24 protein-coding genes are annotated in these 25,347 nt (G+C 70.2%); 13 read left to right on the top strand and 11 right to left on the bottom strand.

What is annotated here, in order from left to right:
• Window positions 1-23 precede the first annotated feature (23 nt).
• Entirely contained in the window at window positions 24-338 is a 315-nt protein-coding gene (locus tag IG98_RS49560; protein ID WP_084195967.1) for a GntR family transcriptional regulator, read from the bottom strand.
• A 120-nt stretch (window positions 339-458) separates the two neighbouring features.
• Here IG98_RS49560 and modA point away from each other — a divergent pair, with 120 nt between their 5' ends.
• From modA to IG98_RS0138250, 5 genes are all read left to right on the top strand, one after another.
• Window positions 459-1,250: a molybdate ABC transporter substrate-binding protein gene (gene modA, locus IG98_RS0138270; protein WP_084195966.1), complete on the top strand. Its 792-nt coding sequence runs from the start codon at window positions 459-461 to the stop codon at window positions 1,248-1,250.
• 88 nt (window positions 1,251-1,338) lie between these two features.
• Window positions 1,339-1,599 carry a hypothetical protein gene (locus IG98_RS0138265; RefSeq protein WP_030924157.1) on the top strand — a complete coding sequence of 87 codons (261 nt, stop codon included), beginning with the start codon at window positions 1,339-1,341 and terminating at the stop codon, window positions 1,597-1,599.
• Between the two features lie 233 nt (window positions 1,600-1,832).
• The gene (locus IG98_RS0138260; protein ID WP_157594767.1) at window positions 1,833-2,315 is read left to right on the top strand and encodes a hypothetical protein; all 483 of its coding nucleotides are present in this window, start codon (window positions 1,833-1,835) and stop codon (window positions 2,313-2,315) included.
• 109 nt (window positions 2,316-2,424) lie between these two features.
• Window positions 2,425-3,600 (top strand): PLP-dependent cysteine synthase family protein, encoded by a 1,176-nt coding sequence (locus tag IG98_RS0138255; protein ID WP_051753477.1) that lies wholly within the window; start codon window positions 2,425-2,427, stop codon window positions 3,598-3,600.
• A complete protein-coding gene (locus tag IG98_RS0138250; protein ID WP_030924149.1) occupies window positions 3,597-4,871 on the top strand; it encodes an MFS transporter in 1,275 nt (424 codons plus the stop codon). Before IG98_RS0138255 ends, IG98_RS0138250 begins: the two co-directional genes overlap by 4 nt.
• A gap of 48 nt (window positions 4,872-4,919) precedes the next feature.
• Here the strand turns inward: IG98_RS0138250 and IG98_RS0138245 are convergent, their stop codons facing one another.
• The 3 genes from IG98_RS0138245 to IG98_RS0138235 form a co-directional block, all read right to left on the bottom strand.
• Window positions 4,920-5,588, bottom strand: a complete 669-nt coding sequence (locus IG98_RS0138245) for an isochorismatase family protein (RefSeq protein ID WP_051753476.1) — start codon at window positions 5,586-5,588, stop codon at window positions 4,920-4,922.
• A gap of 42 nt (window positions 5,589-5,630) precedes the next feature.
• Entirely contained in the window at window positions 5,631-6,812 is a 1,182-nt protein-coding gene (gene dhbC / locus IG98_RS0138240) for an isochorismate synthase DhbC (RefSeq protein WP_030924144.1), read from the bottom strand.
• Window positions 6,813-6,899: 87 nt separating this feature from the next.
• On the bottom strand, window positions 6,900-7,661 hold the full coding sequence (locus IG98_RS0138235) for a 2,3-dihydro-2,3-dihydroxybenzoate dehydrogenase (RefSeq protein ID WP_030924141.1): 762 nt from the start codon (window positions 7,659-7,661) through the stop codon (window positions 6,900-6,902).
• A 397-nt stretch (window positions 7,662-8,058) separates the two neighbouring features.
• Here IG98_RS0138235 and IG98_RS0138230 point away from each other — a divergent pair, with 397 nt between their 5' ends.
• A complete protein-coding gene (locus IG98_RS0138230) occupies window positions 8,059-8,886 on the top strand; it encodes a hypothetical protein (protein WP_051753475.1) in 828 nt (275 codons plus the stop codon).
• A 279-nt stretch (window positions 8,887-9,165) separates the two neighbouring features.
• On the opposite strand, the gene IG98_RS0138225 is transcribed toward IG98_RS0138230, so the two are convergent.
• A complete protein-coding gene (locus IG98_RS0138225) occupies window positions 9,166-10,884 on the bottom strand; it encodes a discoidin domain-containing protein (RefSeq protein ID WP_030924136.1) in 1,719 nt (572 codons plus the stop codon).
• Window positions 10,885-11,308: 424 nt separating this feature from the next.
• Here IG98_RS0138225 and IG98_RS0138220 point away from each other — a divergent pair, with 424 nt between their 5' ends.
• Complete coding sequence (locus IG98_RS0138220; RefSeq protein WP_030924133.1) at window positions 11,309-12,304, top strand: LacI family DNA-binding transcriptional regulator; 996 nt, start codon at window positions 11,309-11,311, stop codon at window positions 12,302-12,304.
• Between the two features lie 128 nt (window positions 12,305-12,432).
• Here IG98_RS0138220 and IG98_RS0138215 read toward each other — a convergent pair whose 3' ends face one another.
• The 3 genes from IG98_RS0138215 to corA form a co-directional block, all read right to left on the bottom strand.
• Window positions 12,433-13,155, bottom strand: coding sequence for an HNH endonuclease family protein (locus IG98_RS0138215; RefSeq protein ID WP_030924129.1), 723 nt, complete (start codon window positions 13,153-13,155; stop codon window positions 12,433-12,435).
• 95 nt (window positions 13,156-13,250) lie between these two features.
• Window positions 13,251-13,919, bottom strand: a complete 669-nt coding sequence (locus IG98_RS0138210; protein ID WP_030924127.1) for a response regulator — start codon at window positions 13,917-13,919, stop codon at window positions 13,251-13,253.
• 125 nt (window positions 13,920-14,044) lie between these two features.
• Window positions 14,045-15,013 (bottom strand): magnesium/cobalt transporter CorA, encoded by a 969-nt coding sequence (corA, locus tag IG98_RS0138205; protein WP_030924124.1) that lies wholly within the window; start codon window positions 15,011-15,013, stop codon window positions 14,045-14,047.
• Between the two features lie 230 nt (window positions 15,014-15,243).
• Between corA and IG98_RS0138200 the strand changes: the two genes are divergently transcribed.
• On the top strand, window positions 15,244-15,726 hold the full coding sequence (locus tag IG98_RS0138200; RefSeq protein ID WP_157594766.1) for a hypothetical protein: 483 nt from the start codon (window positions 15,244-15,246) through the stop codon (window positions 15,724-15,726).
• 12 nt (window positions 15,727-15,738) lie between these two features.
• Here IG98_RS0138200 and IG98_RS0138195 read toward each other — a convergent pair whose 3' ends face one another.
• Window positions 15,739-16,974, bottom strand: coding sequence for a benzoate/H(+) symporter BenE family transporter (locus tag IG98_RS0138195; RefSeq protein ID WP_030924118.1), 1,236 nt, complete (start codon window positions 16,972-16,974; stop codon window positions 15,739-15,741).
• A gap of 72 nt (window positions 16,975-17,046) precedes the next feature.
• Here IG98_RS0138195 and IG98_RS0138190 point away from each other — a divergent pair, with 72 nt between their 5' ends.
• Complete coding sequence (locus IG98_RS0138190) at window positions 17,047-17,625, top strand: helix-turn-helix domain-containing protein (RefSeq protein WP_030924115.1); 579 nt, start codon at window positions 17,047-17,049, stop codon at window positions 17,623-17,625.
• An 81-nt stretch (window positions 17,626-17,706) separates the two neighbouring features.
• Window positions 17,707-18,927 (top strand): MFS transporter, encoded by a 1,221-nt coding sequence (locus IG98_RS0138185; protein WP_030924113.1) that lies wholly within the window; start codon window positions 17,707-17,709, stop codon window positions 18,925-18,927.
• 15 nt (window positions 18,928-18,942) lie between these two features.
• Here IG98_RS0138185 and IG98_RS0138180 read toward each other — a convergent pair whose 3' ends face one another.
• The gene (locus IG98_RS0138180) at window positions 18,943-19,689 is read right to left on the bottom strand and encodes an MBL fold metallo-hydrolase (RefSeq protein ID WP_051753474.1); all 747 of its coding nucleotides are present in this window, start codon (window positions 19,687-19,689) and stop codon (window positions 18,943-18,945) included.
• Window positions 19,690-19,802: 113 nt separating this feature from the next.
• Here IG98_RS0138180 and IG98_RS0138175 point away from each other — a divergent pair, with 113 nt between their 5' ends.
• Window positions 19,803-20,633 (top strand): putative RNA methyltransferase, encoded by an 831-nt coding sequence (locus IG98_RS0138175; protein WP_030924108.1) that lies wholly within the window; start codon window positions 19,803-19,805, stop codon window positions 20,631-20,633.
• A gap of 176 nt (window positions 20,634-20,809) precedes the next feature.
• On the top strand, window positions 20,810-22,576 hold the full coding sequence (locus tag IG98_RS0138170; protein ID WP_030924105.1) for a S9 family peptidase: 1,767 nt from the start codon (window positions 20,810-20,812) through the stop codon (window positions 22,574-22,576).
• Window positions 22,577-22,655: 79 nt separating this feature from the next.
• On the opposite strand, the gene IG98_RS0138165 is transcribed toward IG98_RS0138170, so the two are convergent.
• Window positions 22,656-24,104 (bottom strand): PP2C family protein-serine/threonine phosphatase, encoded by a 1,449-nt coding sequence (locus IG98_RS0138165; RefSeq protein WP_084195965.1) that lies wholly within the window; start codon window positions 24,102-24,104, stop codon window positions 22,656-22,658.
• Window positions 24,105-24,314: 210 nt separating this feature from the next.
• Here IG98_RS0138165 and IG98_RS0138160 point away from each other — a divergent pair.
• A partial coding sequence (locus IG98_RS0138160) for a HAMP domain-containing protein (protein WP_030924098.1) occupies window positions 24,315-25,347 on the top strand: 1,033 nt, incomplete at its 3' end.

Here is a 25,347-nt window from a genome sequence, read left to right as displayed (position 1 = left end):
GAAATCAGGAACGGCTTTCTGCGTTACTGAGTGACCGTCTCTTTTGGAAAACCTGGATCGTGCGGCTTCCGGTGGGATGGTGATTCAACCGGGGCGACGAACCTGCTTTCCAGGCGACCACCGCCGCGTTGATCGGTCGGCCTGCCGCGACCTTGCACGGTCACCGCCCATCCCTGCTCTCCGAGGCCCCGCATCGCCCGGCGGACGGCGTCCCGGCTCACGCCGTGTTCCCGCTGTAGCCGTGCTTCCGAGGGCAGCACCTGCCGTGGCCTGTACTCGCCCGCCTTGATCTTCACAGCGATGATCCCGACTGGCTGATTCCGCAAGTGCGATGGCATAACGGCAGCTTCTTTATTGGTTGCTATGGGTACTGCCTCTTGAGACCTGAATATGCGAAGGTATCGTGATTGTCGGTGGCGACGTTCCGGGTCGGCACGTGAGCCAGTAAGGAGCCCTCGTTGTTCAGGCGTCTTTCCAGGTGGGCCACGATCCCCATCGCCTTCACACTGGCCGTGGGCCTGTCCGGCTGCGGTGTCGGCGATCCGGCCACCTCCGCGTCCTCGGGGACGTCATCCGACAGTGGGAGCACGACACTGACGGTGTTCGCCGCCGCCTCGCTGACCGGCACGTTCACCGAGCTGGGCAAGACCTTCGAGGCCGCGCACCCGGGCACGACCGTGCGGTTCAACTTCGGTTCCAGCGCCACCCTGGCCCAGCAGATCGTCGAGGGCGCCCCGGCCGACGTGTTCGCCGCCGCCAGTCCGGCCACGATGAAGACCGTCACCGACGCCTCCCCGGCCGGTACCCCGGTCACCTTCGTGCGCAACATCCTCCAGATCGCGGTACCCGCCGACAATCCCGCCAAGGTCGACGGCCTGAGTGACCTGACCGATCCGAAGGTCAAGGTCGCCCTCTGCGCCGAGCAGGTGCCGTGCGGCGCGGCGGCGGCCAAGGCGCTGGACGCGGCCGGACTGAAGGTCACGCCGGTCACCCTGGAACAGGACGTCAAGGCCACTCTGGCCAAGGTCTCACTCGGCGAGGTCGACGCCGCCCTGGTCTACCGGACGGACGTCATCTCCTCCGGCGGCAAGGTCTCGGGCATCGACTTCCCCGAGGCGGAGAAGGCGATCAACGACTACCCGATCGCCACCGTGTCCAAGGCCCCCGAGGCGGCCAGGCGGTTCGTCGATCTGGTGCTGTCGCAGCAGGGCAGGGACGTGCTGACCAAGGCCGGCTTCCAGGCCCCCTGACCCGCGATGACGCGATCCGCGACCCCGGCGGGCCGGAACGGCGTACAGCGCCGCCCGGCCCGTCCGGCCGCCCGTCAGGGGGTACGGCATGAGCGGTGACCGGCCCCGTAACGCCATCTGCCTGGGCGGCCCCTGCCACGGCATGCTCACCCACATCGACCAGGACATCGGCACCCTCACCGTGCCCGTCCCGCGCCGCTCACCCGAAGAGCCCGGGGGCGTCGCCCGCTACCGCATCACCCGCGAACGGGTACACCATCCCTGCCGCACCGAGCCGTTCATCGCCCTGCACTGGGCCGATCCCCCCGAACCGGTCGGCCTGCCCTGCCACTGCGGCCTCAGGCACTAGACACGCCGCGCCACGGGTGCACCTCCATGTACCCGGCCGATGTGCCGGCCTCACACCGACCGCGGCTCCCGTTCGTACGCACGGCGCGGGTCTCGTAGCCGGTCGCAGCATGGAGTGCTCGACATTGGGGCGGCCAATGCCAGCATGGTTTCCAGCGCTCATAGGAGCCTTTAAGGGCATAAAGTAACCCCCCGAAGTCGAGCGGCGACAGACGGTAATGTACGTTTGTGGTCATGATCGCATCGATGCGGCGGGTCGCACAGCACGGAGGCGTCGCCTTCGCGCTAGGGCTGGTCGTGCTCGGTGCCGCCGTGTTGATGCACCTGACGCTGTGTGTGGTGGCCCCCGTCCATCGGGGCCATCATCGCGCCCCCGGCCCGTGGCCGCCGGCCACGGCGACCGCCGTGGTGAGCGCCGCCGAGGATACCGGCGCCGCCACCGGGCTTCTCACCCTGATCGGCGCGGGGACGCCGGCGGAGCACCTGCCGTGCCCGGTGCCGCCCATCGATGAAGATCACCATCTGTGCGGCGCGGCAGCCGGAGCGCAGATCACCGGCACGCGCGTCCTGATACCGGCCGGGCCGATCCTCGGTGACCCGGTGGTGGCCGAGGACGCCGCGACACCCTCACCGCCGCCCGCGCGCCGTCGCGCGCAACCGGTCCGTCCACCCCCCGGGGTCGCGTTACTTCTTCTCAAATCCGTTTCCCGGATATAGCCCGTCCCTCGGGCCGCCAACGACTCCACGCTCCCACTGAGCGGTATGAGCCGTCGTTCGCGCGCGCCCGTCAGCGAGCTGATCACATCGCATCCAGGGGAAACGGATCATGATATATACACTTAGTTCATCGCAGGTCACTGCAAGTTCGTCACAGATCGCCACCGCCTCGCCCAGCCAGTTGATCACCGGAGCCACCTGCCACGCCCCCGAGCACGTGGTCGGCAACACCCCGGTGCTCTGGGTTCCGGAGATCGCCTCGGGGCAGGGGCGCGGGTTCTGGGCGAAGCTGGAGGGCAACAACCCCGGAGGGATCAAGGACCGCTCCGCCCTCTACATCGTCGAGCGGGCACGCGAGCGCGGCCTGCTGCTGCCCGGGGCACCCATCGTGGAGTCCACCAGCGGGACCTTCGGCCTGGGCCTGGCACTGGCCGGCATCGTCGGCGGCCACCCGGTGACGCTGGTGACCGACCCGGGCATGGAGCCGCTGATGCGCCGGCTGCTGTCCGCCTACGGAGCGCGTGTCGTCGTCGTCGACGAACCGCACCCGGTGGGCGGCTGGCAGCATGCCCGCCGCCTACGCGTGCTGGAGTTGCTCGGCGAGCACCCGGGCGCCTACTGCCCGGACCAGTACAACAACCCCGACAACGTCACCGCCTACACGGGGCTGGCCACGGAGCTGGCCGGCCAACTCGGGCGGATCGACGTCCTGGTGTGCAGCGTGGGCACCGGCGGTCACAGCGCCGGGGTCTCCCGCGCGCTACGGCGCTTCTATCCCGACCTCCGGCTCGTCGGCGTCGACACGATCGGCTCGACCATCTTCGGCCAGCCCGCGCGCTCGCGGCTCATGCGCGGCCTGGGCAGCAGCATCTACCCGCGCAACGTGGCGTACGAGGCATTCGACGAGGTCCACTGGGTCGCACCCGCCGAAGCGGTCTGGGCCTGCCGGCGCCTGGCCGCGCTGCGGTACGCCACCGGCGGTTGGAGCGTCGGCGCGGTGGCCCTGGTGGCCTCCTGGCTGGCCCGTACGCTGCCCGGCCACACCCGGATAGCGGCGATCTTCCCCGACGGCCCGCACCGCTACTTCGACACCGTGTTCAACGACGACTACTGCGCCGAACGGGGTCTGCTCGGCGCGCCGGCGGCGACCGACCCCGACGAGATCGTCCACCCCGCCGAGCGCGAGCTGACCCGCTGGACCCGGTGTACGACCGTGCTCGACCCCACCGTCCCGGGAAACAGCGTCGTGGAAACACCCTCCGGAGACGAAGAGGTCCTGCGGTGAGAGGCACCCTGGCCCTGGCCCGCTCCTTTGACCGGCCGGTGAAACTGCTCCTGGTCAACCAGCTCACCATCAACACCGGCTTCTACATGCTGATGCCCTACCTGGCCGGTCACCTGTCGGGAACTCTGGCGCTGCCGGCGGCACTGGTCGGCCTGATCCTGGGTATCCGCAACCTCAGCCAGCAGGGCCTGTTCCTGATCGGCGGCACCCTGGCCGACCGGCTCGGCCACAAACCCATGATCGTCGCAGGGTGCGGGCTGCGCACCCTCGCGTTCCTGATGCTGGCCGTGGCCGACTCGCTGCCCATGCTGGTGACCGCCTCGGCCCTGACCGGGTTCGCCGGTGCGCTGTTCAACCCCGCCGTACGGGCCTACCTCGCCCAGGAGGCCGGGGCGCGGAAGGTCGAGGCGTTCGCCGCGTTCAACGCCTTCTACCAGCTCGGCATCCTGATCGGGCCGCTCGTCGGCCTGCTGCTCAACGCGGTGGCCTTCAGGCTCGTCTGCCTGGTCGCGGGCGTGATCTTCGCCGTGCTCACCGTCGCCCAGATGCGGGCCCTGCCGAAAGGCGACCGCCCACGGGCCGAGGAGAGCCGGGGCGTGCTGCTCGACTGGCGCGAGGTGTTCGGCAACCGGCCCTTCCTGCTCTTCTCACTGGCCATGATCGGCTCGTACGTGCTGAACTTCCAGGTCTATCTGGGCCTGCCACTGGAGATCCGCCGGGTGACGGGTGGCGAGCTGGGGGTCACCCTCGTCTTCGTGGTCTCCGCGGTGCTGACCATCCTCGGTCAGGCCCGCCTGACCGCGTGGGCGACCCGGCGGTGGCGGCCGCCGCAGGCCATCGCCAGAGGTCTGGTCCTGATGGGGCTCGCCTTCACCCCGGTGGCCCTGGCCGCCCCCTGGGCGGGCAGCGCCGGCACGTCCGGCGGCGCCGCCGGGGTGCTCGTGCTGCTCCCCGTCCTGGGGACGGCGGCGCTGCTCAGCCTGGCCACCATGATCATCTATCCGTTCGAGATGGCGACCATCGCCACCTTCGGCGGCCGGCACATGGTGGGTACCTACTACGGGCTCTACAGCACCCTGGCCGGGATCGGCATCGCCGCGGGCAACCTGCTCACCGGGTGGGCGCTGGATCTGGGTGCGCGGGCGGGTCTGCCGAGCCTGCCGTGGCTGGCCCTGGTGCTGATCGGCCTTGGCTGCGCCGCGGCCGTGGTCGCCCTGGACCGATCGGGGCGCCTGGCGGCCTCACCCCGAACCGCTCCGGCGACGGCCTGACCCGCCTCGGGGGCGACCCGGCCTCGCGGAGCGGGGTCCCGCGGCCGGCTACCCGCCACCGGCCATCCCGGTGGCCTGCCGCGCGGGGTCCCACCCGCGCAGCAGGCCACCGGTGAGGGCCGTGACCGCGCAGCGCTGGGCGGCGTAGACGAGGGCCATGGTGTGGTGTTCCCGGGAGAAGTCGGCGACGGCATCGGCCACCAGGAACGCCTGCAGGTCCTGCATGAAGGCGTCGCAGGCGGTCATGAGGCAGCCGATGTGGGCGTAGACACCGCAGACGATGATCTGGTCGCGGCCCAGGGCGTCCATCCGGGCACGCAGGTCGGTCCTGCGGAAGGCGCTGTAACGCCACTTGGTGAGCAGGATGTCGGACGCCGCGGGGAGGAGGCTCGCGACGATCTCGCTCTCCCGCGCGCCGGGGATGCCCGAACCCCAGAAGTCCTGGAGCAGGCCGCGCTGGTGGCTGCTCTGGCCGCTGGGCTGCATCGAGTAGACGACCGGAACCCCCAGCCCGGCGCAGGCCTCGCGCAGCAGACCGATGTTGTCGATGAGCCCGGTCAGCGGTGCGGCGCCGGCTGCGTAGGGGGCGAGGAAGTAGTTCTGCATGTCATGGACCAGCAGGATGGCGCGGCGCGGATCGGGGCGCCAGGTCACCTGGTTCTCGGGAAGATCGCCTTCTTTTGGCAGCGGGTAGGAGGCGATCTGGGGAAGGGCCACGGGCACTGTCTCCTTTCCTGTGGCAGTGGGCCGGACGGCGGGTCAGCGGTCCTGGTCCAGGCCGACGGCGCGGAGCATGGTCTGGAACTTGGCGGTGGTCTCGGCGAGCTCGGTCTCCGGCACCGAGCCGGCGACGATTCCCGCACCGGCGAACAGCCTCAGGGTCTGGTCGGCGACCTCGGCACAGCGGATGGTCACGACCCACTCGCCGTCGCCCGCCGAGTCCCCCCACCCGACCAGGCCGGCGTACAGGCCGCGGTCGAACGGCTCGATCTCCTCGATGGCCTGGCGCGCGGCGTTCGCGGGAGTGCCGCAGACGGCGGGGGTGGGGTGCAGCATGGTGGCCAGCTCCAGCGACGTGACCGCGGGATCGTCGAGCACGCCGGTGATCCGGGTCGACAGATGCCACATGGAGGCGGTGGACAGCGGTGAGGGCCCGGCGGGCACCGAGAGTTCCCGGCAGTACGGGCGCAGGACCTCCACGATGCTCTCGATCACCAGTGCGTGCTCGCGGAGATCCTTGTCGGAGGTGAGCAGGGCGCGGGCCCTCTCCGCGTCGATGACGGGGTCCGGGTGACGGGGGACGGAGCCGGCCAGCGGGTTCGTGGTGATCCGGCGGCCGGAACGGGAGACGAGCAGCTCGGGGCTGGCCCCCAGGAGCGTGCGGGCCGTGGCGGTGCTCGACGGCAGGTCCACCGCGTAACCGTAGGCCTGCGGGTCGCGCCGGACGAGGTTGCGCAGCACCCGCCCGACATCGACGGGGGCGCCCAGGGTGACGTCCAGGGCACGGGCCAGCACGATCTTCTTGAGCTCTCCGGCGGTCAGCTTGGCCAGTGCCTTCTCCACACCGCGCAGGTAGTCACCGGGGTCGGGGACCGGGCCGAATCCGGTGAACGTGCCCGTGACCTGCTCGGGACCGGCGGGTGGACCGGCCGGTGGGCTCGTCCAGCAGACGGCGGCGGGCACCAGCAGGCGTGGCGGGCGGTCGTCGCGGAAGGGGATCGCACCCACCACCACGGGGTTGGGGTGGCCCAAGCGCTTGGCGTCCCGCAGGGCGGAGGCGACGCGGTCTCGCAGGCTCGTCGCCCCCGAATCGGGGACCTCCTGGCACACCCCCCTGGCGAGCAGGGTCCGGGTCGGCGAGGTGAAGAAGAAGGTGCCGGGTTCGTAGTCCTCCAGGAGGTCCGGCATTCGGGACATGGTGAGGGCGTCGTTCGGCGACATGGGGAAAAGCTCTCCTGTCAGGAGGGGATCCAGGAATAGGAGGGATCGGCGCCGGCAGGCGGCCGGCGCCGGGAGGGGACCGTTCCGCTACCGGAGCGTGGCGCCCCCGTCGACGTACAGGTCCTGCATGGTGATGTGCCTGGCGCGGTCGGAGGCCAGGAAGAGGACCGCGTTCGCGATGTCCTCGGGGTCGGCCAGGCGGCCGAGGGGGATGCCCACCCGGAAGGTGGCCGGCGATCCGTCGATGGCCGCCCGCGCGTCGTGGCCGCCGGTCCACAGGGCGCGCTGCATGGGGGTGTCGGTGGAACCGGGCGACACCACATTGCAGCGGATGCCGTACGGCGCCAACTCCAGGCCGAGACACTTGGTGAACTGCGTGGCCGCCGCCTTGGAGGCCGCGTAGGCCGACATGTTCATCCGCGGCACGCCCGCGGCGTTGGAGCCCACGGTGACGATCGCCCCGGATCTACGGGGGATCATCCGGCGGGCGACCGCCCGGGACAGGTGGAAGACCCCGCCGGTGTTGACGGCGAAGGTCCGGGCCCACTCGTCGTCGCTGAGGGCGACGGCCGGTCCCGAGCAGAGCACCCCGGCCACGTTGACGAGCAACTCGATCGGGCCGAGGTCGGCCTCGACCCTGGCGACGACGTCGTCGACGGCGGCGCTGTCGGTGACCTGGCAGGGATAGCCGACCGCGGTGCCGAGCCCGGCGGCGACCCGCTCGATCCGCTCGGCGTTCACGTCGAGCGCGGCGACCCGCGTGCCCGCCACGGTCAGGGCTCGCGCCACCGCCTCGCCGATGCCCTGCGCCGCACCGGTGACCACGGCCACTCCGCCTTCCGCCAGCATGTCCCCACCTTCGTCGATCTCTCGCCGGTAGGCAGGCTAGTGCCATCACTTTAAGTTGCGCAGCAAAAACTTATAGTTACTTTTCACAGATCAGGTGGACATCACGGGTGTTGGTACGAACCTCCTGACCGTCGGACATGACGACGCATGAGGAGCCACGGGGGGCCGGAGCGGCGCCGATTCTTGAGGCTTCCGCAGGGATGACTGAGAGGATGACGCACTTGTCTTTTAGCAGAGTCATGTCAATCGTCATGGCTTATGATCACTTTTCATGACAACCCAGGATATTTCCGGGCAAACCCCGCATATTCCCCCCATTTCACAAGATACTCATCCGGTAGCTACGGCAGATCCGGCAGATTCATCAGAAGATGAGAAAAGCGGCAGCGTCCTGGAGATGATCGAGCGCATCGGCTCGATCATCGTCCCGATCGGCGTCGCACTCTACGCCGTGCTCTACCTCGGCGTGCAGTCGATGTACTCGGTGTTCCAGGTCACCCCGGAGCAGGCGGGGATCGACCAGTCAGTCCTGCTCGGCCGACTGATGGGCACCCTGATCCTGCTTCTGCTGGTCGCCCTGCCGGTGCTCGGCGTCGTCGTCGGGGTGGGCTGGCTGGCCAACAAGGTGACCTTCGGCGCGGCCGGCAAACTTGTGAACGCCGTACGGCGGCGGCCCTGGCTGATCGCCATGATCGCCGCGCTGTGGTGCGGCGCGACCTACTGGGGCCTGCTCGACGTCGTCGGCGACACCAACCTCGCCGTCAAGGTCGTCGTGGCCGTGGTGCTGGGCGTACTGGCCTTCCTGGTGCCGTTCCGGCTGCTACGCCGCAAGCCCGTCGGCCGTGCCGGGATGAAGGTGCTCGTCGGCGCCCTCACCGGCCTTGGCCTGGGGTTCCTGCTGATCCTGCAGATGGTCAACGGGGCGGTTGAGGTGCAGGAGACCGGGAAGGGCAACGAGTTCATCACCTACGTCGGCTTCCAGGACCAGTGGGCCGTTCTCCGGAGCGCCGAGAACGACAAGCCGCTCTACGAGAGCCGGTGGATGATGCTGCTCGGCGAGAGCAACGGCGCGTACGTCCTCTACGACTGCGACAAGCTGGAGACCGTCCGGCGCTCCATGGACAAGACCATCCTCGAATCCATCCAGCTCGAACCGGAGCGGGAGGAGGGTTTCAAGTGCGGCACCCTCGCCGAGGAGACGCAGACGGCCGAGGCCACGGGCTAGTAGGCACGATGGGGCACCCGCGTCGCCGGTCCGATCGGCCATCGGTGGCGGGGCCCGGTGTCCGGGTCCCGCCACCGGTGTCAGGTGTCAGGACGGCGTGCCGTCCGCGCCGCACTTGATGATCGGGCGGATGCAGTCGCGCAGGCGGCGCTCCATCTCGGCCGGGGGCCAGGCGTAGCCGGCGTCGGAGGCCGGCCGGGGAGAGTGCCGGGTGCACGGGTGACTCCTTTGGGAGGTCCCCCGGCACGGCTCATCGAGCCGTACCGGGGTGCGGTGGAGTTACTGGTAGACGCGTACGTAGTCGACGAGCATCTGCTTGGGGAACCCCGTGCTCACGTCCGGCGGTCCTGGCCAGTCGCCGCCGACCGCGAGGTTGAGGATGATGTAGAAGGGGTGGTCGAAGATCCACGGGCCCCGGGTCGCCTCGACCTGGTCCTTGCTGATGGTGAAGACGGTCCGGCCGTCCAGGGTGTAGACGATGCCCTTGCTGTCCCAGTTGGCCGCCCAGACGTGGAAGTCGTCGGAGAAGTCCGCGCCTGTCGGCAGCGTGTACGGGCTGCCGACACCGCCGCCGCCGTTGTAGGCGGGTGCGTGGACCGTCGAGTAGGCGGTCTTGACGTCCTTGCCGAGGACTTCCAGGATGTCGATCTCGCCGTTGTACGGCCACGGTCTGCCGGTGAGGAAGTCGGCGCCCATCATCCAGAACGCCGGCCACAGGCCGTTGCCCTTGGGCACCTTGACGCGGGCCTCGACCCGGCCGTAGGTGAAGGTGAACCTGCCGCCGGTGTTGATCCGGCCCGAGGTGTACCGGCAGGTCCCGCCCGGGCACGCCGACCCGGGGGTCGCCTCCTGCCGTGCCGTGATGGCGAGGTTGCCGTTGCCGTCCATGGCGGTGTTGTCGGGGTTGTAGTACTCCAGCTCGTTGTTCGGGCCGGTTCCCGGGTCCTGGGTCCACTTGGCCGCGTCGGGCCTGGTCCCCGCCGCGCCGTTGAACTCGTCACTCCAGACGAGCCTGGGCGGGTTGGCCGGGTCGGACGGGAGCGGCGGCGGGGTGACGGGGGCGCCGCCGGTGCCCCAGACCTGGAACTCCCACAGCGAGTAGCCGTACGGGGTGCCCCGCTGGGTGCCGTACATCCGCACGTGACGGCCGGTCCCGTCGACGTTCAGCGTCTGCTTGAAGCCGGTGCCGGTCGTGGTGGAGTAGATCGGCGTCCAGGTGGTCCCGTTCGCGGAGACCTGGATCTCGAACGCCTTGGCGTAGGCCGGATCCCACTGCAGCACGACCTTCTTGATCTGCGCGGTCGCGCCGAGGTCGACGGAGATCCAGGCCGGGTCGACCCAGCCGGTGGTGGAACTGGTCGCCCAGCGGGAGGCCGGGTCGCGGTCGAACGCCCTGGCGGGGGTGCACTCCCAGCAGTTCCCGTCGTGCTGGGAGCTGGAGGCCGCCCCCGGCCTGCCGTAGGACAGCAGCTTGAGCGCGCCCGGGTCGGGATCCGGGCCGGTCGAACCGATGGTGCCGTAGACCTGGAACTCCCACAGCGAGTAGCCGTACTGGGTGGATCGCTGGGTGCCGTACATCCGCACGTAACGGCCGGATCCGGTGACCGCCAGCGTCTGGTCGCCGCCGGTGCCGGTGGTCGTGGAGTGGATCGGTGTCCAGGTGGTGCCGTTGGGGGAGGTCTGGATCTCGAAGGCCCTGCCGTAGGCGGTCTCCCACTTCAATGACACCTGCGTGATGGTCGCGGTGGCGCCGAGGTCGACGGAGATCCACTGCGGATCGGCGAACGCGCTGGACCAGCGGGTGCCCGCGTCGCCGTCGACGGCCGCCGACGCGGGGAAGGCCACGTTCTCCGCGGACGAGGCGGTCACCGTCCTGCCCTGGGACAGCAGGGTGTCGGCGGCGGAGGCGGGCATGACGGCGAGACAGGATGTGACGAGGGTGACGGCTGCGGCGATCATCAGGAGCACACGGCGGCCGGGACTTCGAAGCGAGGGCATGGCGTCTCCTCGGGGTGGGGGGTGCGTACCGGTATGGGTCGGGGAGCGCTCTCTCAAGCAGAGAGTGCTCTCGTCCGACAGAGCCTGTCAAGTACCCGTTTAACCAGCAGGAAACGGGCTGCACATGATCTGACAATCGACCACACACTTCAGGGAGCGCTCCCGCAAAACCGTTTGCACCGTTACAGGACGCTGTGAACTGGGATTAAGAAGATCTTTTTTTGGGAGCGTTTTCTCGGATTCCTCCACGGGTCGCCGAGGAGAGGAATTCGATTCCGTTCGCGCCATTGACAGAAATCCCGTCTCTGATCACCCTTTGTGAGGGAGCGCTCTCTTCATGATCCTCGATTAGGCTTCTTGGAGGTGGCACCGCACGTTCCGGCACCACCGGCCAGTCGGCGGTACGGACCTGTGGGAGAAGCAGATGAGACGACCCACCCTGGAGGCTGTCGCCACCCGGGCCGGCGTGTCCAAGTCGACGGTCTCCAGGGTGGTGAACGGCGAGCCGACCGTCGCCTCGGACATCCGCGATCTGGTCATGCGGGCGGTGAACGAGCTGGGCTACGTCCCCAACCCGGCGGCACGCAGCCTGGTGACCCGGCGTACCGACTCCATCGCGGTGATCGTCTCCGACCCGCCGACCGGGCTCGTCTCCGACGACCCGATGTTCTCCACGGTGGTGCGCGCGGCCAGCCGCGAGTTCGAGGCGGCGGGCAAGCAGGTGGTGCTCATGCTCGCGGGCTCGGATGACGCCCGCCTGCGAGCCAGGCAGTTCGTGGCCGCCCGCCACGTGGACGCGGTCATGCTCGTGTCGATGCACGGCGCCGACCCGCTGCCGGCGGCGCTCGCCACGACGGGCGTCCCACTCGTCTCACACGGCAGGCCCGCGTTCTGGGAGGGCGCGCCCTGGGTCGACAACGACAACGTCGGCGGTGCCGCCCAGGCGGTCCGGCACCTGCTGGAACGGGGGCGGCGCAGGATCGCCACCATCAGCGGGCCGTTGGACATGTCCGCGGCCCAGGACCGGTTGAGCGCCTACCGCGAGGTGCTGAGCGAGACCGGGCGGCGCTCGATCGTGGCCATCGGCGACTTCACCCGGATCTCCGGAGCCGAGGCCATGGCGCAGCTGCTGGAGGACGACCCCGCGCTGGACGCGGTGTTCGCCGCCAACGACCTGATGGCGATCGGCGCCATGCGGGCGCTACGCCGCGCGGGCCGGCGGGTGCCCGACGACGTGGCGGTGGTGGGGTTCGACGACATCGAGGCGGCCCTCTACACCGACCCCCCGCTCACCACGGTGCGCAGCCCGATGGGCGAGCAGGCCGCCGCCTCCGCCCGCCTGCTGCTCGGCCTGCTGCGAGGCGAGGACGCCGCCCCGGTGATCCTCCCGACCCAGCTCGTGATCAGAGAGTCCAGCTAGGCCCTGTCCTGTGGATCTTGCCGTGGCGAGGATCGGTCGGATGGTGTCTCGCAAGGCGGAGGAGGGAGCCGCAGCGTGCTGCGGTGACCGGCCGCAGTAGGCAAAAGATCCGCAGGACAGGGCCGTGGCTACCGGCACTGGGCGAGCATGACCCTCTTGTCCGCGCGGGTGACCGGCAGGTGGTACTTCAGGGCCACCTGGGTGAAGCGGACCACGTAGGCGCAGCGAACCCCGCGCCTGGGGGGAAGCCAGGAGGCCGGCCCCGATCCGCCCTTGGCCTCGTTGGCGTCGCCGTACACCGGGAGGAGGTTGAGCGGGTCGTTGGCGATGCGCATCCGCTTGGACCTTGACCAGCGGGAGGCTCCCATCCGCCACTCGTAGGAGAGCGGGACCACGTGGTCGACCTGGACCTCGTCGGAGCGCTTCTTGCTCCAGTGCACGATCCGGCCGGTGTAGGGATCACGCAGCCTCATGGAGACCACCACGCAGCCGGATCCGCGACGGTAGCGCACCTCCTCGCCGTCGCGGGCCAGCAGGTCGTCGCGGGTACGGCAGCCGTTGCGCGCGTACGGCACGCCACTGGCGGTGTCGGCCCAGTTCGCACCGAACCTGGCCCGGCTGTAGCCGGCCTTCGACCCCATCTGCCCGACCCGGAGCCTGTTGATCAACCTGACCGCGGCGCCCCGGTCTCCGGCCGACCTGACGGGCGCCAGCCCGGGTCGCAGACCGTCCGGGTTGTCCAGCGGCACGACCCTCGCCGGCGCGGCCCTCGCACGCGTGTCGCCGTGCGTCGACAGTGAGAAGAGCATCGCGGCACCCAGCACCACGGCGACCACCCCCCGCGTGCCCACCCATGCCTCCAGAAGGATCTACCGGCCCATTCTTGACCGATTCCCGGAAATCGGTTGGTTGACACGGGGGTGTCCGCGGGCTGAGACCCGACCGGTCAGGGCTGGAAGCGGTAACCCATGCCGGGCTCGGTGAGCAGATGGACCGGGTGTGCGGGATCGCGCTCCAGTTTCTTGCGCATCTGGGCCATGTACTGCCGCAGGTAGTTGGTCTCCTTGTGGTAGGAGGAGCCCCAGACGTCGTTCAGCAGGCGACGCTGGGTGATGAGCTTGCCGGGGTTGCGGACCAGTATCTCCAGCAGGCGCCACTCGGTGGGGGTCAGCCGCACGCCACCCGAGACGGTCCTGCCCGCCAGATCCACCTCGTGTTCACCGATCACGCACCGGGCCGGCTCCTCCTCGGAAACCGAGATGCGGCGCGACACGGCGCGGATCCGGGCCAGCAGTTCGTCGACGCCGAACGGCTTGGTGACGTAGTCGTCCGCGCCCGCATCCAGGGCCTCCACCTTGTCATGGCCCTCGGCCCTGCCGGACAGCACGATGATCGGGACGGCGGTCCAGCCGCGCAACCCGTGGATGACGTCCACCCCGTCCATGTCGGGCAGGCCGAGGTCGAGCACCACCAGGTCGGGGTGCCAGTCCGCGGCCTGGCGCAGGGCGGCGGCGCCGTCGGCGGCCACGGCCACCTCGTACCGGCGGGCGGCCAGGTTGATCCTCAGCGCCCGCAGGAGTTGGGGCTCGTCATCGACGACGAGGATGCGCGTCACGGGTCCTCCACGGTTGCGGGCACAGCCTGGAAGGGGCACAGTGCGGTCTCCGGCGGCCGGTCCCCCTCTCCGAAGCCAGGTTACGGCCGGCCAAAAACCCGGCGTGGGCCCGGGGTCCGGCCGGGTCAGAGCCAGTTACGCTTCTGGAACGCCCGGTAGAGCAGGATGGTGCCCACCACGATCAGAGCCGTGGACACCCAGAACCCGACCGGCTGCCCGAAGCCGGGGTAGGGCACGTTCTGCCCGTAGAAGCCGGTGATCATCGTGGGCACCGCGATGATGGCCGCCCAGCTTGTGATCTTCTTCATGATGTCGTTGAGCCGGAATCCCTGCTGGTTCACATGGGCCTCGCGGACGTTGCTCACCAGATCCCGCAGCGACTCGCTCCACTCCGCGGTGCGCAGCGTGTGGTCGTAGACGTCCTGGTAGTACGGGGTCAGCCCACGGTCCATGACGTCCTCGCCCCTGCGCAGCAGGCTGCCCACGACCTCGCGCGTCGGCACCGCCAGCCGCCGGAAGCGCACCAGCTTCTTGTGCATGTCGAAGGTCCGGCGCTGGACGTGCTGCATGTCCCGGGAGTTGTTCTGGAAGAGGTCGTCCTCCAGTTCCTCGACCCGGTCGTCCACCACCTGGAGGACCTCGAAGTAGCCGTCCACGATGTGGTCGAGCAGGGCGTGCAGCAGATACGGTGCCCCGAACTTGGCCATGTCGGCGTTGGTGTCCCAGCGCCTGATCACCTCGTCGATGTCGAAGTCGGGGCTCTCCCTCACGGTGACCAGGGCGTTCCTGGTCATGAAGATCGAGATCTCGATGAAGTCGAGCCCCTTCTCGGCGAGCCTCGTCGCGTAGACGGTGATGAACAGGTGGCTGTCGTAGGTGTCGAGCTTGGGGCGCTGCTGGCTGTGGATCGCGTCCTCGACGGCAAGGGGGTGGAGGCCCAACTCCTCGCTGATCTTCGCCAGGTCCGCCTGCGTGGGCGAGCAGAGGTCGAACCAGACGACGGCCGATGTGTCCCCCACGTGCTCGGAGACGTCGTCGATGGGGAAACCCTCGGCTTCCAGAACCCCGTTGCGATACAGGCGGGTACGGTCCATGGGCGCCCACCCTAGACCTGCGGTGACGGACCTGGAATCCCCGTCGGATCCACATCTTCAGACCCCGTGTCCCGGCCGGGTGAGTCGGATCGCACCGGTGGCGACGACGCCGTGGCGTTCCCCGGCGACTGCGGGGATTCGAAGGAATAATCCCGCCCGCCCGGGGCAGCAGTGTCTACCACAACAGCCGAAGCCTGAGGTGAGGTCACATGATAGTGCTGGGACTTCTCTTGATCGTACTCGCGGGTGCGACCGTGATCGCGGTCTCCTGGGACGAGACCGCAGCATCGACCACCACCGCGACGTTCACCATGTTCGACCGCGTGATCCAGCTCACCCAGCTGGAGCTCTTCTTCGCGGGTGTGGCCACCGGAGCGGTTCTCCTGCTCGGCCTGGGAATCATGTTCGCCGGGATGCGGCGCTCGTCCGCGCACCGGCGCAGGCTCCGTGCCTCGCGCGCGGAGGCTCGGGACCGTGTCACCCGCCTGGAGGAGGAGAAGCGGGAACTGGAGCGCAAGCTCGAAGCGACCCCCGCCACCTCCAAGACTCCCCCGACTCCCACGGCTCCTGCGGCTCCCGTGGTCGACCGTGACCGTGACGGCGTCGACGACCGCGCCGAGGACACCGCGCCCCACCCCCGGGTCGAGGTGCCCCGCCAGCCCTCCACCGACCAGCTCGTGGCCGGTCGCCACGGGCGCTCGGACCACCGCTAGTCACATCTCCCCTCAGCCGGGGCGGCCCGCGGGCCGCCCCGGCTGAGGCATGCCCGGACCGCCACCGTCGGCGTTCGCCATGACCGGCGGGGTTCGGGGGGATCTCCCGCGGCGGTGCAGCAGCGTCATGAGCCCGCCGGCCACCAGCCCCCAGAAGGCGGCGCCGACCCCCAGGAGCGTCAGTCCCGAGGCGGTGACCACGAAGGTGACGACCGCGGCCTCCCGGCCCTCGGGGTCGGCGACCGCGGAGGCGACGGCCGAGGCGAACGCGCCGAGCAGGGCGAGACCGGCGACGGCCTCGATGAGCGACGACGGGGAGAGCAGAACGAGCGCCGTGGCCGGCCCCGAGCCGATCCCGAGGACGATCATCGAGGCGCCCGCGCTGACCGAGGCGATCCACCGGCGGGCCGGGTCGGGGTCGCCGTCGGGCCCGGCGGCCAGGGCGGCGCTGATCGCCGCCAGGTTCACCGCGTGGCCGCCCAGCGGAGCGCCCAGCGTGCTCGCCAGACCGGTGGAGACGAGGACCCCCCGCAGCGGGGGGCGGTAGCCGTACCCGGCGAGGACCGCCATGCCCGGCACGTTCTGCGAGGCCATGGTGACCAGGAACAGCGGGAGCGCGATGCTGACCAGCGCCTGGGCGTTCCAGGACGGGACGGTCACCTCCACCACCGGCCGCACGTCCACCGCTCCCAGCCCCGGCCCGGTCAGGACGATCGCCGTGACGGCGACGAGGAGGGCCACCGGGGTCGCCCATCTTCGGGCGAACCTGCTCAGCAGCACCCAGGTGAGAACGACGGGGGCGGCCATCAGCGGCACCTCGGCGAGTGCCCTGACCGGCGCCACGCACAGGTCGAGCAGGACCCCGGCGAGCATGGCACCGGCGATCGAGGTGGGGATGGAGGCGACCCATCGGCCCAGGGCGGGAAAGAGCCCGGCCGCGGTGAGGAGGAGTCCAGAGACCGCGAACGCGCCGACCGCGACGGGAAACCCACCCTCCACGGTGCCGGTCGCGACCAGGAGTGCCGCCCCGGGCGTGGACCAGGCGACGACGATCGGAATGCGCCGCCACACCCCCAGCCAGACGGCCACCACGCCGCTGGCCACGCAGAGCGCGAGCAGCCCTGACGCCGCCTGTCGCTGGTCGGCGCCCACGGCTCTGAGCCCGGCCAGGACCACGGCGAAGGAGCTGGCGAAACCGACCACCGCGGTCACCACCCCGGCCAGCACGGGTTGAAGCAGGCGTGTCATCTGTTGGTCCTCACCTGAGGGGGTGCCGATCGTTCCGTAAACGGAACAGATCCGGTGCTGCACGATAGCCCCATGGACTCCGAAGCACAACGCCACCGCCCCGCCGTGGACGGTGGCACGGCCGACATCGGCCGGCGTATCCGCCGGCTGCGTGAAGAGCGCGGTATCTCCCTGTCCGCCCTCGCCCGTGGCGCGGGCGTCGGCAAGGCCACGCTCTCCGGCCTGGAGAACGGCACCCGCAACCCCACGCTGGAAACCCTCTGGGCGATCACCGCCGAGCTCGGCGTCCCCCTGACCATGGCCATCGGCACCTCGCCGTCGGAAGACCCGGAAAGCACGGTCCCCGTCATGCGTGGAACCGCCACGGAGGGGACGCTCCTCCAGGTCTTCGAGGACGAGGCGGTCACGTACGAGCTCTACCGGCTGGTGATCCGCGCGGGGGCGCCACAGATCTCGCCCGCCCACCACAGGGGCGTCACCGAGTACCTGACCGTCTTCGCCGGCACGCTCAGCGCGGGACCTACCGGCGCCCCCCTGCGGGCCGGTCCCGGCGAGCACATCTCCTGGCGGTCGGATGTTCCGCACATCTACGTCGCCCTCGGCGACCAGGACGTTCACGCCAGCCTGCTCATCCGCTACCCACGCCGCTGATCCCGGCGGCCCGCGCGGCCGCCGCCGTCGCTCGGCGACCCAGTCGAATCCGTAAAATTTCTAAAAAGTAATATTTGCCGTATGACACCACGGTCCACTGCGATTCTCGTCTGGGCCGTGGGTGTACTGGCCTACGTCATCGCCGTCTTCCACCGGCAGTCACTGGGCGTGGCGGGCATCGAGGCGGCGGCGAGGCTCGACGTCGGCGCGACGGGCCTCTCGGTGCTGGCCATGTGCCAGCTCCTGGTCTACGCGGGCATGCAGGTACCCGTCGGGATGCTGGTCGACCGGCTCGGTTCCAAGCGCATGCTGGTCCTGGGGGCCGTGGTGATGGCCTGCGGCGAACTCGTCTTCGCCCTGGCCGAAGGCCTGCTGCCGGGGGTCGCCGGGCGGACGTTGATCGGGTGCGGGGACGCGATGACGTTCATCAGCGTGATCAGGCTGGTCGGCCTCTCCTTCCCTGCCCGCCGCAACCCGCTGATGGTCCAGCTCACCGGCCTGATCGGCCAGCTCGGCGCGATCGCCTCCGCGGTGCCCCTCATCCACTCCCTGCACACCTACGGCTGGACGCCGACCTTCATGGGCGCCGCCGTACTGGGTGTGGTCTCCGCGTTACTGCTGGTCACGGTGGTGAGCGATGCCCGCCCCGAGCGGGCCGGGGAGCCGCCTGGCCTGAAGGCCGCCTGGGCCGAGCCCGGCACCCGGCTGGGCATGTGGACCCATGCGGCCACCCAGTGCTCGGCCGCGGCCTTCCTGACGCTGTGGGGATATCCCTTCCTGGTCCAGGGGCAGGGGCTGTCCCCCTCGACGGCGGGTGTGCTGCTGTCCACGCTGACCCTGTGCGGCATGGTGTGCGGGCCGCTGCTCGGCTACCTCGCCGGGCGGTTCCCCTTCCACCGCTCCCGGATGGTGCTCGTCGTGATCGGCACCACCGCCGGGGCGTGGACCGCCGTACTGCTCTGGCCGGGGCGGGCGCCGCTCTGGCTGCTGGTGGCGCTCGTGGTGGTGCTGGCGGCCAACGGCCCTGGGTCGATGATCGGCTTCGACTACGCCAGGACCTTCAACCCGGCCACCCGGATCGGCGTGGCCACCGGCATTGTGAACGGCGGCGGCTTCGTCGCGTCCGTGTCGGTGATCGTGTTGATCGGCGTCACCCTCGACCTGGTGGGCGGGAGCGGCCCGGAGGCCTTCCGATGGGCGTTCGCCACGCAGTATCCGATCTGGGCCCTGGGTGCCGTCCAGGTCATCCGCTACCGGGGCAAGGCGCGCCGCCTGCTCTCCGCCGCCCAGGCGAGCGCGTAGGGCCGGGGTCTCCCGTCAGACGATCCGGGTGAAGGGCTCGGCGAAGTGGGCGGTGCCGATCATTCCCCGCTCCGCCCTGACCCGGTCGAGCAGCTCCACCCGGGTGGCCGCGGCCAGTTCCGGGTCGTCGTCGTAGAGGTAGGTCACCCGCGGGTTCTCCAGTTGCACCGGATGCAGCACCACGTCGCCGGTCAGCAGCAGATCACCGACCTGGACGACCTGGTGGCCGGGGGTGTGCCCCGGCGCGAGCAGCACCCGGATGCCCGGCAGCACCTCCGCACCGCCGTCCACGGCCTGCACCCGCTCGCCCAGCGGCCGGACGACGTGGTCCAGGACCGTCTCGGCCGCCGCGTCGAGCTCCGCGCGCTGCAGGACGTACCGGGCGTTGGGGAAGGCCGGTGCCCCCGCGACCACCGCCCCGCTCGCGTGGTCGCTGTGCAGGTGCGTGATGACCACGGCCTCCACCTCCTCGGGGGCCGTCCCCACCCGGGCCAGCTCCGCGCCCAGCGCGCCGGGCACCGGCGCCCAGCTCGACGCGGGCGAGTCGCTGGGGCCGATGCCCGTGTCGACGAGCACCGTACGGCCCGCCGCGTCGCGCAGCAGGTAGCAGTGGAAGTGCAGGATCCACTCGTCCGGCTCGCCGTGGCAGCCACCGGGGAACATCTCCCGCATCGGGCGCCGGATCGAGTCGCCCATCGGCCCCACCGCGTCACACAGCGGGAACACCTCGACCCCGGCGACCGTTATCGGCCGGTGCAGCATGCGCTCTCCTGTTCGATTGAGGGGTTCCCGCCCTCACCATGGGAGGACACTGTTCGCATCATAGGAACATTTCATGACAATTCAGCCGTGGCGGAACGCGAGATGATGGAGCGATGCTGGACGATGTCGTCGAACACCTCGCCTGCCCGGTCTGCGGAGGCGCTCTGGCCCTTCACGGCCGGGTCCTCGGATGTGCCCTGGGGCACGGCTTCGACGTGGCCAGGCAGGGATACGTCAGCCTGCTGACCGGGTCGCGGGTGCCCGGGACGGCCGACAGCGCGGCCATGGTGGCGGCCAGGGACAGCTTCCTCGGCGCCGGGCACTACGCCCCCCTTGCCGAAGCGATCGCCGGCGCCTGCCCTACCGGCGCGAAGGCGGTGGCGGACGCCGGAGCCGGGACGGGCCACTACCTGGCGCGGGTGCTCGACGAGTTGCCGGGGGCCGTCGGAGTGGCGTTGGACATCTCCAAGCACGCGATCAGGCGGGCCGCGCGGGCGCACCCCCGGCTGGGGGCGGTGGTGGCCGACGTCTGGAGACCACTGCCGCTGAGAGATGGCACCATAGATGTGCTTCTGAATGTGTTTGCCCCAAGAAACGGGGCAGAGTTTGCCCGAGTGCTCAGGGGTGACGGTGAGCTTGTCGTCGTCACACCCACCTCGCGGCACCTCGTACCACTGGTGGAGCGGCTGGGACTTCTGTCGGTGGACGAATCGAAGGAGCGACGGATGGCGGAGAGCCTGAGCGAACACTTCGTCGAGGCCGACCGGAGCATCCATGAGTTCGAGATGACCCTGGGGCACGACGCGGTCGAGGCGGTCGTGGGAATGGGGCCCAGTGCCTGGCACATGGATGCGGAAGTTATCCGGAGAAAGATCCAAGGACTTCGTGAAATGAGCCCCGTGGAGGCTTCTTTCCGTATGTCTATCTTTAAGCGCCGCCCCTAAGCAAGCCGTGTGCTTGACAGCCACCTTCGGGACACCTGTTACTGATGTGACATTTAGTCCGAAATTCCCGGACATTACTCAAGCAATTACCCGGTGAAGACGACATACTGGACCGCAATCCGGCGAGCCCGCGACTGAACGCGTGAAGCTGACGCCTTGACGGAGGGAAGCGCCCTATGAAGGCGGAGGAACGCTGGCAGGCCAGGTTCCGCGCGCCGCGCGCGACGCTGCCTGTGTGGGCGGTCCAGGCTCCCAGCCGGTCCGTCTACCGCAGTAACGCCTCAGGGGCGTGGGAGGTCTACGCCTGGGACCGCGCGGGCGGCTCGACCCGCCAGGTGACCTCACGTCCCAAGGGCACCTCACACGGCGCACTCGACCCCACCGGGCAGTGGATCTGGTGGTTCGACGACACCGACGGCGACGAGTGGGGCCGGTGGATGCGCCAGCCCTTCTACGGCGGCCCCGACGAGCCGATCGACCTCGACCCCGGTTTCCCCTGCGGCCTCGCGCTCTCGGCGACCGGTGAGGCGGTCATCGGCATGGCCAGGCCCGACCGCGGCTTCACCATCCACCTCGTCAGGCCGGGCGAGCCCGCTCGGACGATCTACGAGCACGCCGAGGCCGCCGCCGTCTCCGCCGTCTCCCTGGACGGCTCGCTGATCGCGATCAGCCACAGTGAGCACGGCGACGCCCGGCACCCCGCGCTGCGCGTGCTCCGGCGCCACGGCCAGGTCGTCGGCGACCTGTACGACGGTCCCGGCAAGGCGGTTTCCGGCCTGCGCTTCGCACCGCTGTCCGGGGATCGCAGGCTGCTCACCCTGCACGAGCGCAGGGGCCGCCGCGAACCCCTGGTCTGGGATCCCGAGACCGGCGACCAGCGGGAGATCTGGCTGCGCGACCCGGGGGAGATCACCGCCGACTGGTACGGCGACGGCCGTTCGCTGCTCGTCGTGCGGGGTCATCGCGGCCGCACCCACCTGAGCCGCTACGACCTTCCCGGGGGCGGCTTCTTCCCGATCGAGACCCAGCACGGCGTGATCGACGCCGCCGCGCCCCGCCCCGACGGCTCCGTCGAGTACGCCTGGTCCAGCGGGGCGCACCCACCGCTGATCCGGTCGACCAACGGCCACATGGTGATGAGCCACGGCGGCCCCACCTCACCACCGTCGGTCCCGGTCGAGGACGTGGACGTGGAGGGGCCAGGCGGCCGTATCCACGCCCTGGTCTCGCGCCCCGAACGCGGCTCCGGCCCCTTCCCCACCGTCTTCCTGCTGCACGGCGGACCCACCTCGCAGGACGACGACTCCTTCGTGCCGCAGGTGGCCGCCTGGGTGGACCTGGGTTTCGCGGTGGTGAGGGTCAACTACCGGGGCTCCACCGGGTACGGCTCGAACTGGCGGAACGCCCTCAGCGGCGACGTCGGGCACATCGAGCTGGCCGACGTGACCGCCGTCAGGGACACCCTGGTCGACCGCGGCGTCTGCGACCCCGACCGGCTGGTGCTCTCCGGCGCCTCCTGGGGTGGCTACCTCACGCTGCTCGGCCTGGGCACCCAGCCCAAGATGTGGGCGGCGGGCATCGCCACGGTGCCGATCGCCGACCACTCGGCCGCCTACGCGGAGGAGGCGGAGGCGCTGCGCGCCTACCACCGCGCGCTGCTCGGCGGCTCACCGGGGGAACAGCCCGAGCGATACGCGGGCAGCTCTCCGATCACCTACGTCGACCAGGTCGAGGCACCGCTGCTGATCCTCGCCGGAGAGAACGATCCGCGCTGCCCGATCGGGCAGATCGAGGCGTACGTGGCCAGGCTCGCCGGGCGTGGCCATGAGCACGAGGTCTACCGCTACGACGCGGGCCACGGCTCACTGGTCGTCTCCGAGCGCATCGCGCAGATGTCGGCGCAGCTGGACTTCGCCCGCAGACACGTGAAGACCGACATCTAGCCCCTGCCCGGCGCGAGGCGGCGGATCCGCCCGTGGATCGCGGCCCGCCCCCGTCGGCGTGCTCGGCCGGCGTGCTCGGTCAGCGTGCTCGCAGGACCACGATCGCCATGTCGTCGGCGCTCGGCTCGGGGGCGAAGTCCTGCACGGCGCGGCGGATCCGCTCGGCGACCGCCCGCGCCGACAGGCCCACGCACTCGGCGAGCAGCTTGGCCAGACCCGCGTCGTCGTCGAGCAGCCGCCCGTCCCTGCGGCGCTCGGTGACCCCGTCGGTCACCGCGAGGAGCACGTCACCGGGGTCGAGGTGGACGACCTCCGCCTTGAAGGTCGCCTCGGGGAAGACCCCGAGCAGCGACTGGGAGGTCACCACCGTCTCCACGACGCCGCTGGGTCGCAACCGCAGCGCCTCTGGATGGCCGGCGGAGACCATCGACACGTTCAGACCGCTCGGTCCGGGTGTGATCTCCCCGTGCAGCAGCGTCAGGAACCGGGCGCGGTCGCCCTCCTCAAGGATGGCCTGGTTGAGGCGGTCGAGGACGGCGGCCACACCGTACCCCTCCCGGGCGAGCAGGCGCAGGGTGTGGCGGGCCAGGCCGGTGACCGCGGCGGCCTCGGGACCGGTCCCGCAGACGTCACCCACCGCGAACCGCCAGGACTTCTCGCCGGCCGCGAACAGGTCGTAGAAGTCGCCGCCGACCTCGTTGGTCTCCCCCGCGGGCTCGTAGACCACCGCGGGGTCGAGGCCGGGGATCTCGCCGGGCTCGTCGGGAGGGAGCAGGCTGCGTTGGAGTGCCCGGTTGGCCGCCGCCTGAGTGGCGTACAGCAGGGCGTTGTCCAGGGCGAGGGCGGCGCGGCGGCCGATGTCCTCGGCGTACTGGAGCACGTCCTCGGTGAACCGGTCGGGGCGTCCAAGACACATCGCACCCAGCGTGCGCCCGCGCGCGAGAAGCGGGATGACCAGCACCTGCGAGTCGGCGAGCTGCATGGAACCACCGGCCTGCGGGATCTGGACGGCGGCGAGTTCCTCCCGGAGTTCGTCGATGCGCCGCTCATCGGTGTGCCAGAGGTAGGCTGGGCGCTGCGGGCCGCCGCCGTTGCTCCATGTGTAGACGGCACACCAGGTGGCCAGCCTCGGCACCACGATCTGCGAGATGATCGCGGGCACCATGTCAGGATCGAGGGTGCCCGCCAGCAGATCGCTGGCGTCGGCGAGAAAACCCATCCAGATCGGCCCGCGGCTGGGCTCCTCGGCGGTCCACTCCGAGGACGGCCGCCCGGAGGAACCGGGCAGCCGGAGCCTGGCCCAGTGCGTGCGCTGCTGACCGGCGAAGGTGACACCCCACTCCTCCACCGGTACGGACGGGGCGCGGGGGCCCGGCTCGGGTGCCCATTGCTGGCGCACCTCGATCTGCAGCCCGTCGCCCAGATGGTTCCAGACGACCTCGAAGGGGGCGTCTCCCACCTGCGAGGCAAGCTCGGCCGCCAGCCGCTCGGCGGCCGACAGCACGGAGACGGCGGCCCAGGCGGTCATCACCTCCACGGTGAACCGCCTGACGGCGGGGACAGCTGTGTGTCCCGGGGTGAAGGTCGCTGCCAGAACGGCACGAGGAGCACTGGTCACTATTCCGTGACTACCACACTTCTCATTGACATGGGGTGAATCGAAGGTGGGACTACACATTGCGCACCGTGACAGACTGGGGTGACTCACGGCTGCGCCCCCGGGAGTCAAGGAGGTCATATGACCACGGTCAACACCGTGCCCGACGTCGAGGAGCGACGTTACAGCGAATCGGATCTACGACCGATCCTGCAGACGCTCATCACCTGGCGCAACGGCGATTTCCGCCGCCGGGTGCCACACGCCCCGCCGGGAATCCTCAGCGAGATCCGGCTGCTGCTCAACGAGGTGGCCGACCGCCGCGAGCACCTGGCCAACGAGCTGCACAGGGTCCGCCGTGAAGTGGTGAAGGAAGGCCGCTTCGCCGAGCGTCTCAGCCCCGGCCCCGGAGTGGGCTCGTGGGCCGAGAGCGTCGATTCGGTCAACTCGCTGATCGACGCGCTCGTCGGCCCGGTCAGCGGAGCCGCGGACGTGATCGACGCGGTGGCCAAGGGCGATCTGTCCCGCCGGATCGACCTCGACCGCGCTGCCAGGGGCGAGGTGCGCCGCCTCGGCAAGGCGATCAACGGCATGGTCGACCAGCTGTCACTGTTCACCTCCGAGGTCACCCGGGTCGCCCGCGAGGTCGGCACCGAGGGCCAGCTCGGCGGCCAGGCTCAGGTGCGCGGGATGGCGGGAAGCTGGCGCGACCTCACCGATGCCGTCAACACCATGTCCAGCCGCGTCTCGGCGCAGGTCCGCGACATCGCGGCGGTGACCACCGGAGTCGCACGGGGCGACCTGAGCCGCAAGGTCACCGTCGACGCGGTCGGCGAGATGTTCGAGCTGAAGAACACCGTCAACACCATGGTCGACCAGCTGCTGGCGTTCGCCGAGGAGGTCACCCGCGTCGCCCGCGAGGTCGGCACCGAGGGCCAGCTCGGCGGCCAGGCGCAGGTGCGCGGTGTCTCCGGCGTCTGGAAGGACCTCACCGACAACGTCAACGTGATGGCGGGCAACCTGACCACCCAGGTCCGCGCGATCGCCGCGGTGTCCACGGCGGTGGCCCAGGGCGACCTGTCCAAGAAGATCACCGCCGACGCCCAGGGGGAGATCCTCCAACTCAAGGACACCCTCAACACCATGGTCGACCAGCTGTCGATGTTCGCCGACG

Source organism: Streptosporangium amethystogenes (assembly GCF_000721075.1).
Classification (GTDB): Bacteria; Actinomycetota; Actinomycetes; order Streptosporangiales; family Streptosporangiaceae; genus Streptosporangium; species Streptosporangium amethystogenes.
This window is presented reverse-complemented; position numbering and strand designations above follow the sequence as displayed.

What these genes read in the sequence shown, in the direction of transcription:
- IG98_RS49560 (WP_084195967.1), bottom strand. Translation starts at nt 338, where the DNA reads ATGCCATCGCACTTGCGGAATCAGCCAGTCGGGATCATCGCTGTGAAG.
- IG98_RS0138265 (WP_030924157.1), top strand. Translation starts at nt 1,339, where the DNA reads ATGAGCGGTGACCGGCCCCGTAACGCCATCTGCCTGGGCGGCCCCTGC.
- IG98_RS0138260 (WP_157594767.1), top strand. Translation starts at nt 1,833, where the DNA reads ATGATCGCATCGATGCGGCGGGTCGCACAGCACGGAGGCGTCGCCTTC.
- IG98_RS0138255 (WP_051753477.1), top strand. Translation starts at nt 2,425, where the DNA reads ATGATATATACACTTAGTTCATCGCAGGTCACTGCAAGTTCGTCACAG.
- dhbC (WP_030924144.1), bottom strand. Translation starts at nt 6,812, where the DNA reads ATGTCGCCGAACGACGCCCTCACCATGTCCCGAATGCCGGACCTCCTG.
- IG98_RS0138235 (WP_030924141.1), bottom strand. Translation starts at nt 7,661, where the DNA reads ATGCTGGCGGAAGGCGGAGTGGCCGTGGTCACCGGTGCGGCGCAGGGC.
- IG98_RS0138230 (WP_051753475.1), top strand. Translation starts at nt 8,059, where the DNA reads ATGATCGAGCGCATCGGCTCGATCATCGTCCCGATCGGCGTCGCACTC.
- IG98_RS0138225 (WP_030924136.1), bottom strand. Translation starts at nt 10,884, where the DNA reads ATGCCCTCGCTTCGAAGTCCCGGCCGCCGTGTGCTCCTGATGATCGCC.
- IG98_RS0138220 (WP_030924133.1), top strand. Translation starts at nt 11,309, where the DNA reads ATGAGACGACCCACCCTGGAGGCTGTCGCCACCCGGGCCGGCGTGTCC.
- corA (WP_030924124.1), bottom strand. Translation starts at nt 15,013, where the DNA reads ATGGACCGTACCCGCCTGTATCGCAACGGGGTTCTGGAAGCCGAGGGT.
- IG98_RS0138195 (WP_030924118.1), bottom strand. Translation starts at nt 16,974, where the DNA reads ATGACACGCCTGCTTCAACCCGTGCTGGCCGGGGTGGTGACCGCGGTG.
- IG98_RS0138190 (WP_030924115.1), top strand. Translation starts at nt 17,047, where the DNA reads ATGGACTCCGAAGCACAACGCCACCGCCCCGCCGTGGACGGTGGCACG.
- IG98_RS0138185 (WP_030924113.1), top strand. Translation starts at nt 17,707, where the DNA reads ATGACACCACGGTCCACTGCGATTCTCGTCTGGGCCGTGGGTGTACTG.
- IG98_RS0138180 (WP_051753474.1), bottom strand. Translation starts at nt 19,689, where the DNA reads ATGCTGCACCGGCCGATAACGGTCGCCGGGGTCGAGGTGTTCCCGCTG.
- IG98_RS0138175 (WP_030924108.1), top strand. Translation starts at nt 19,803, where the DNA reads ATGCTGGACGATGTCGTCGAACACCTCGCCTGCCCGGTCTGCGGAGGC.
- IG98_RS0138170 (WP_030924105.1), top strand. Translation starts at nt 20,810, where the DNA reads ATGAAGGCGGAGGAACGCTGGCAGGCCAGGTTCCGCGCGCCGCGCGCG.
- IG98_RS0138165 (WP_084195965.1), bottom strand. Translation starts at nt 24,104, where the DNA reads ATGACCGCCTGGGCCGCCGTCTCCGTGCTGTCGGCCGCCGAGCGGCTG.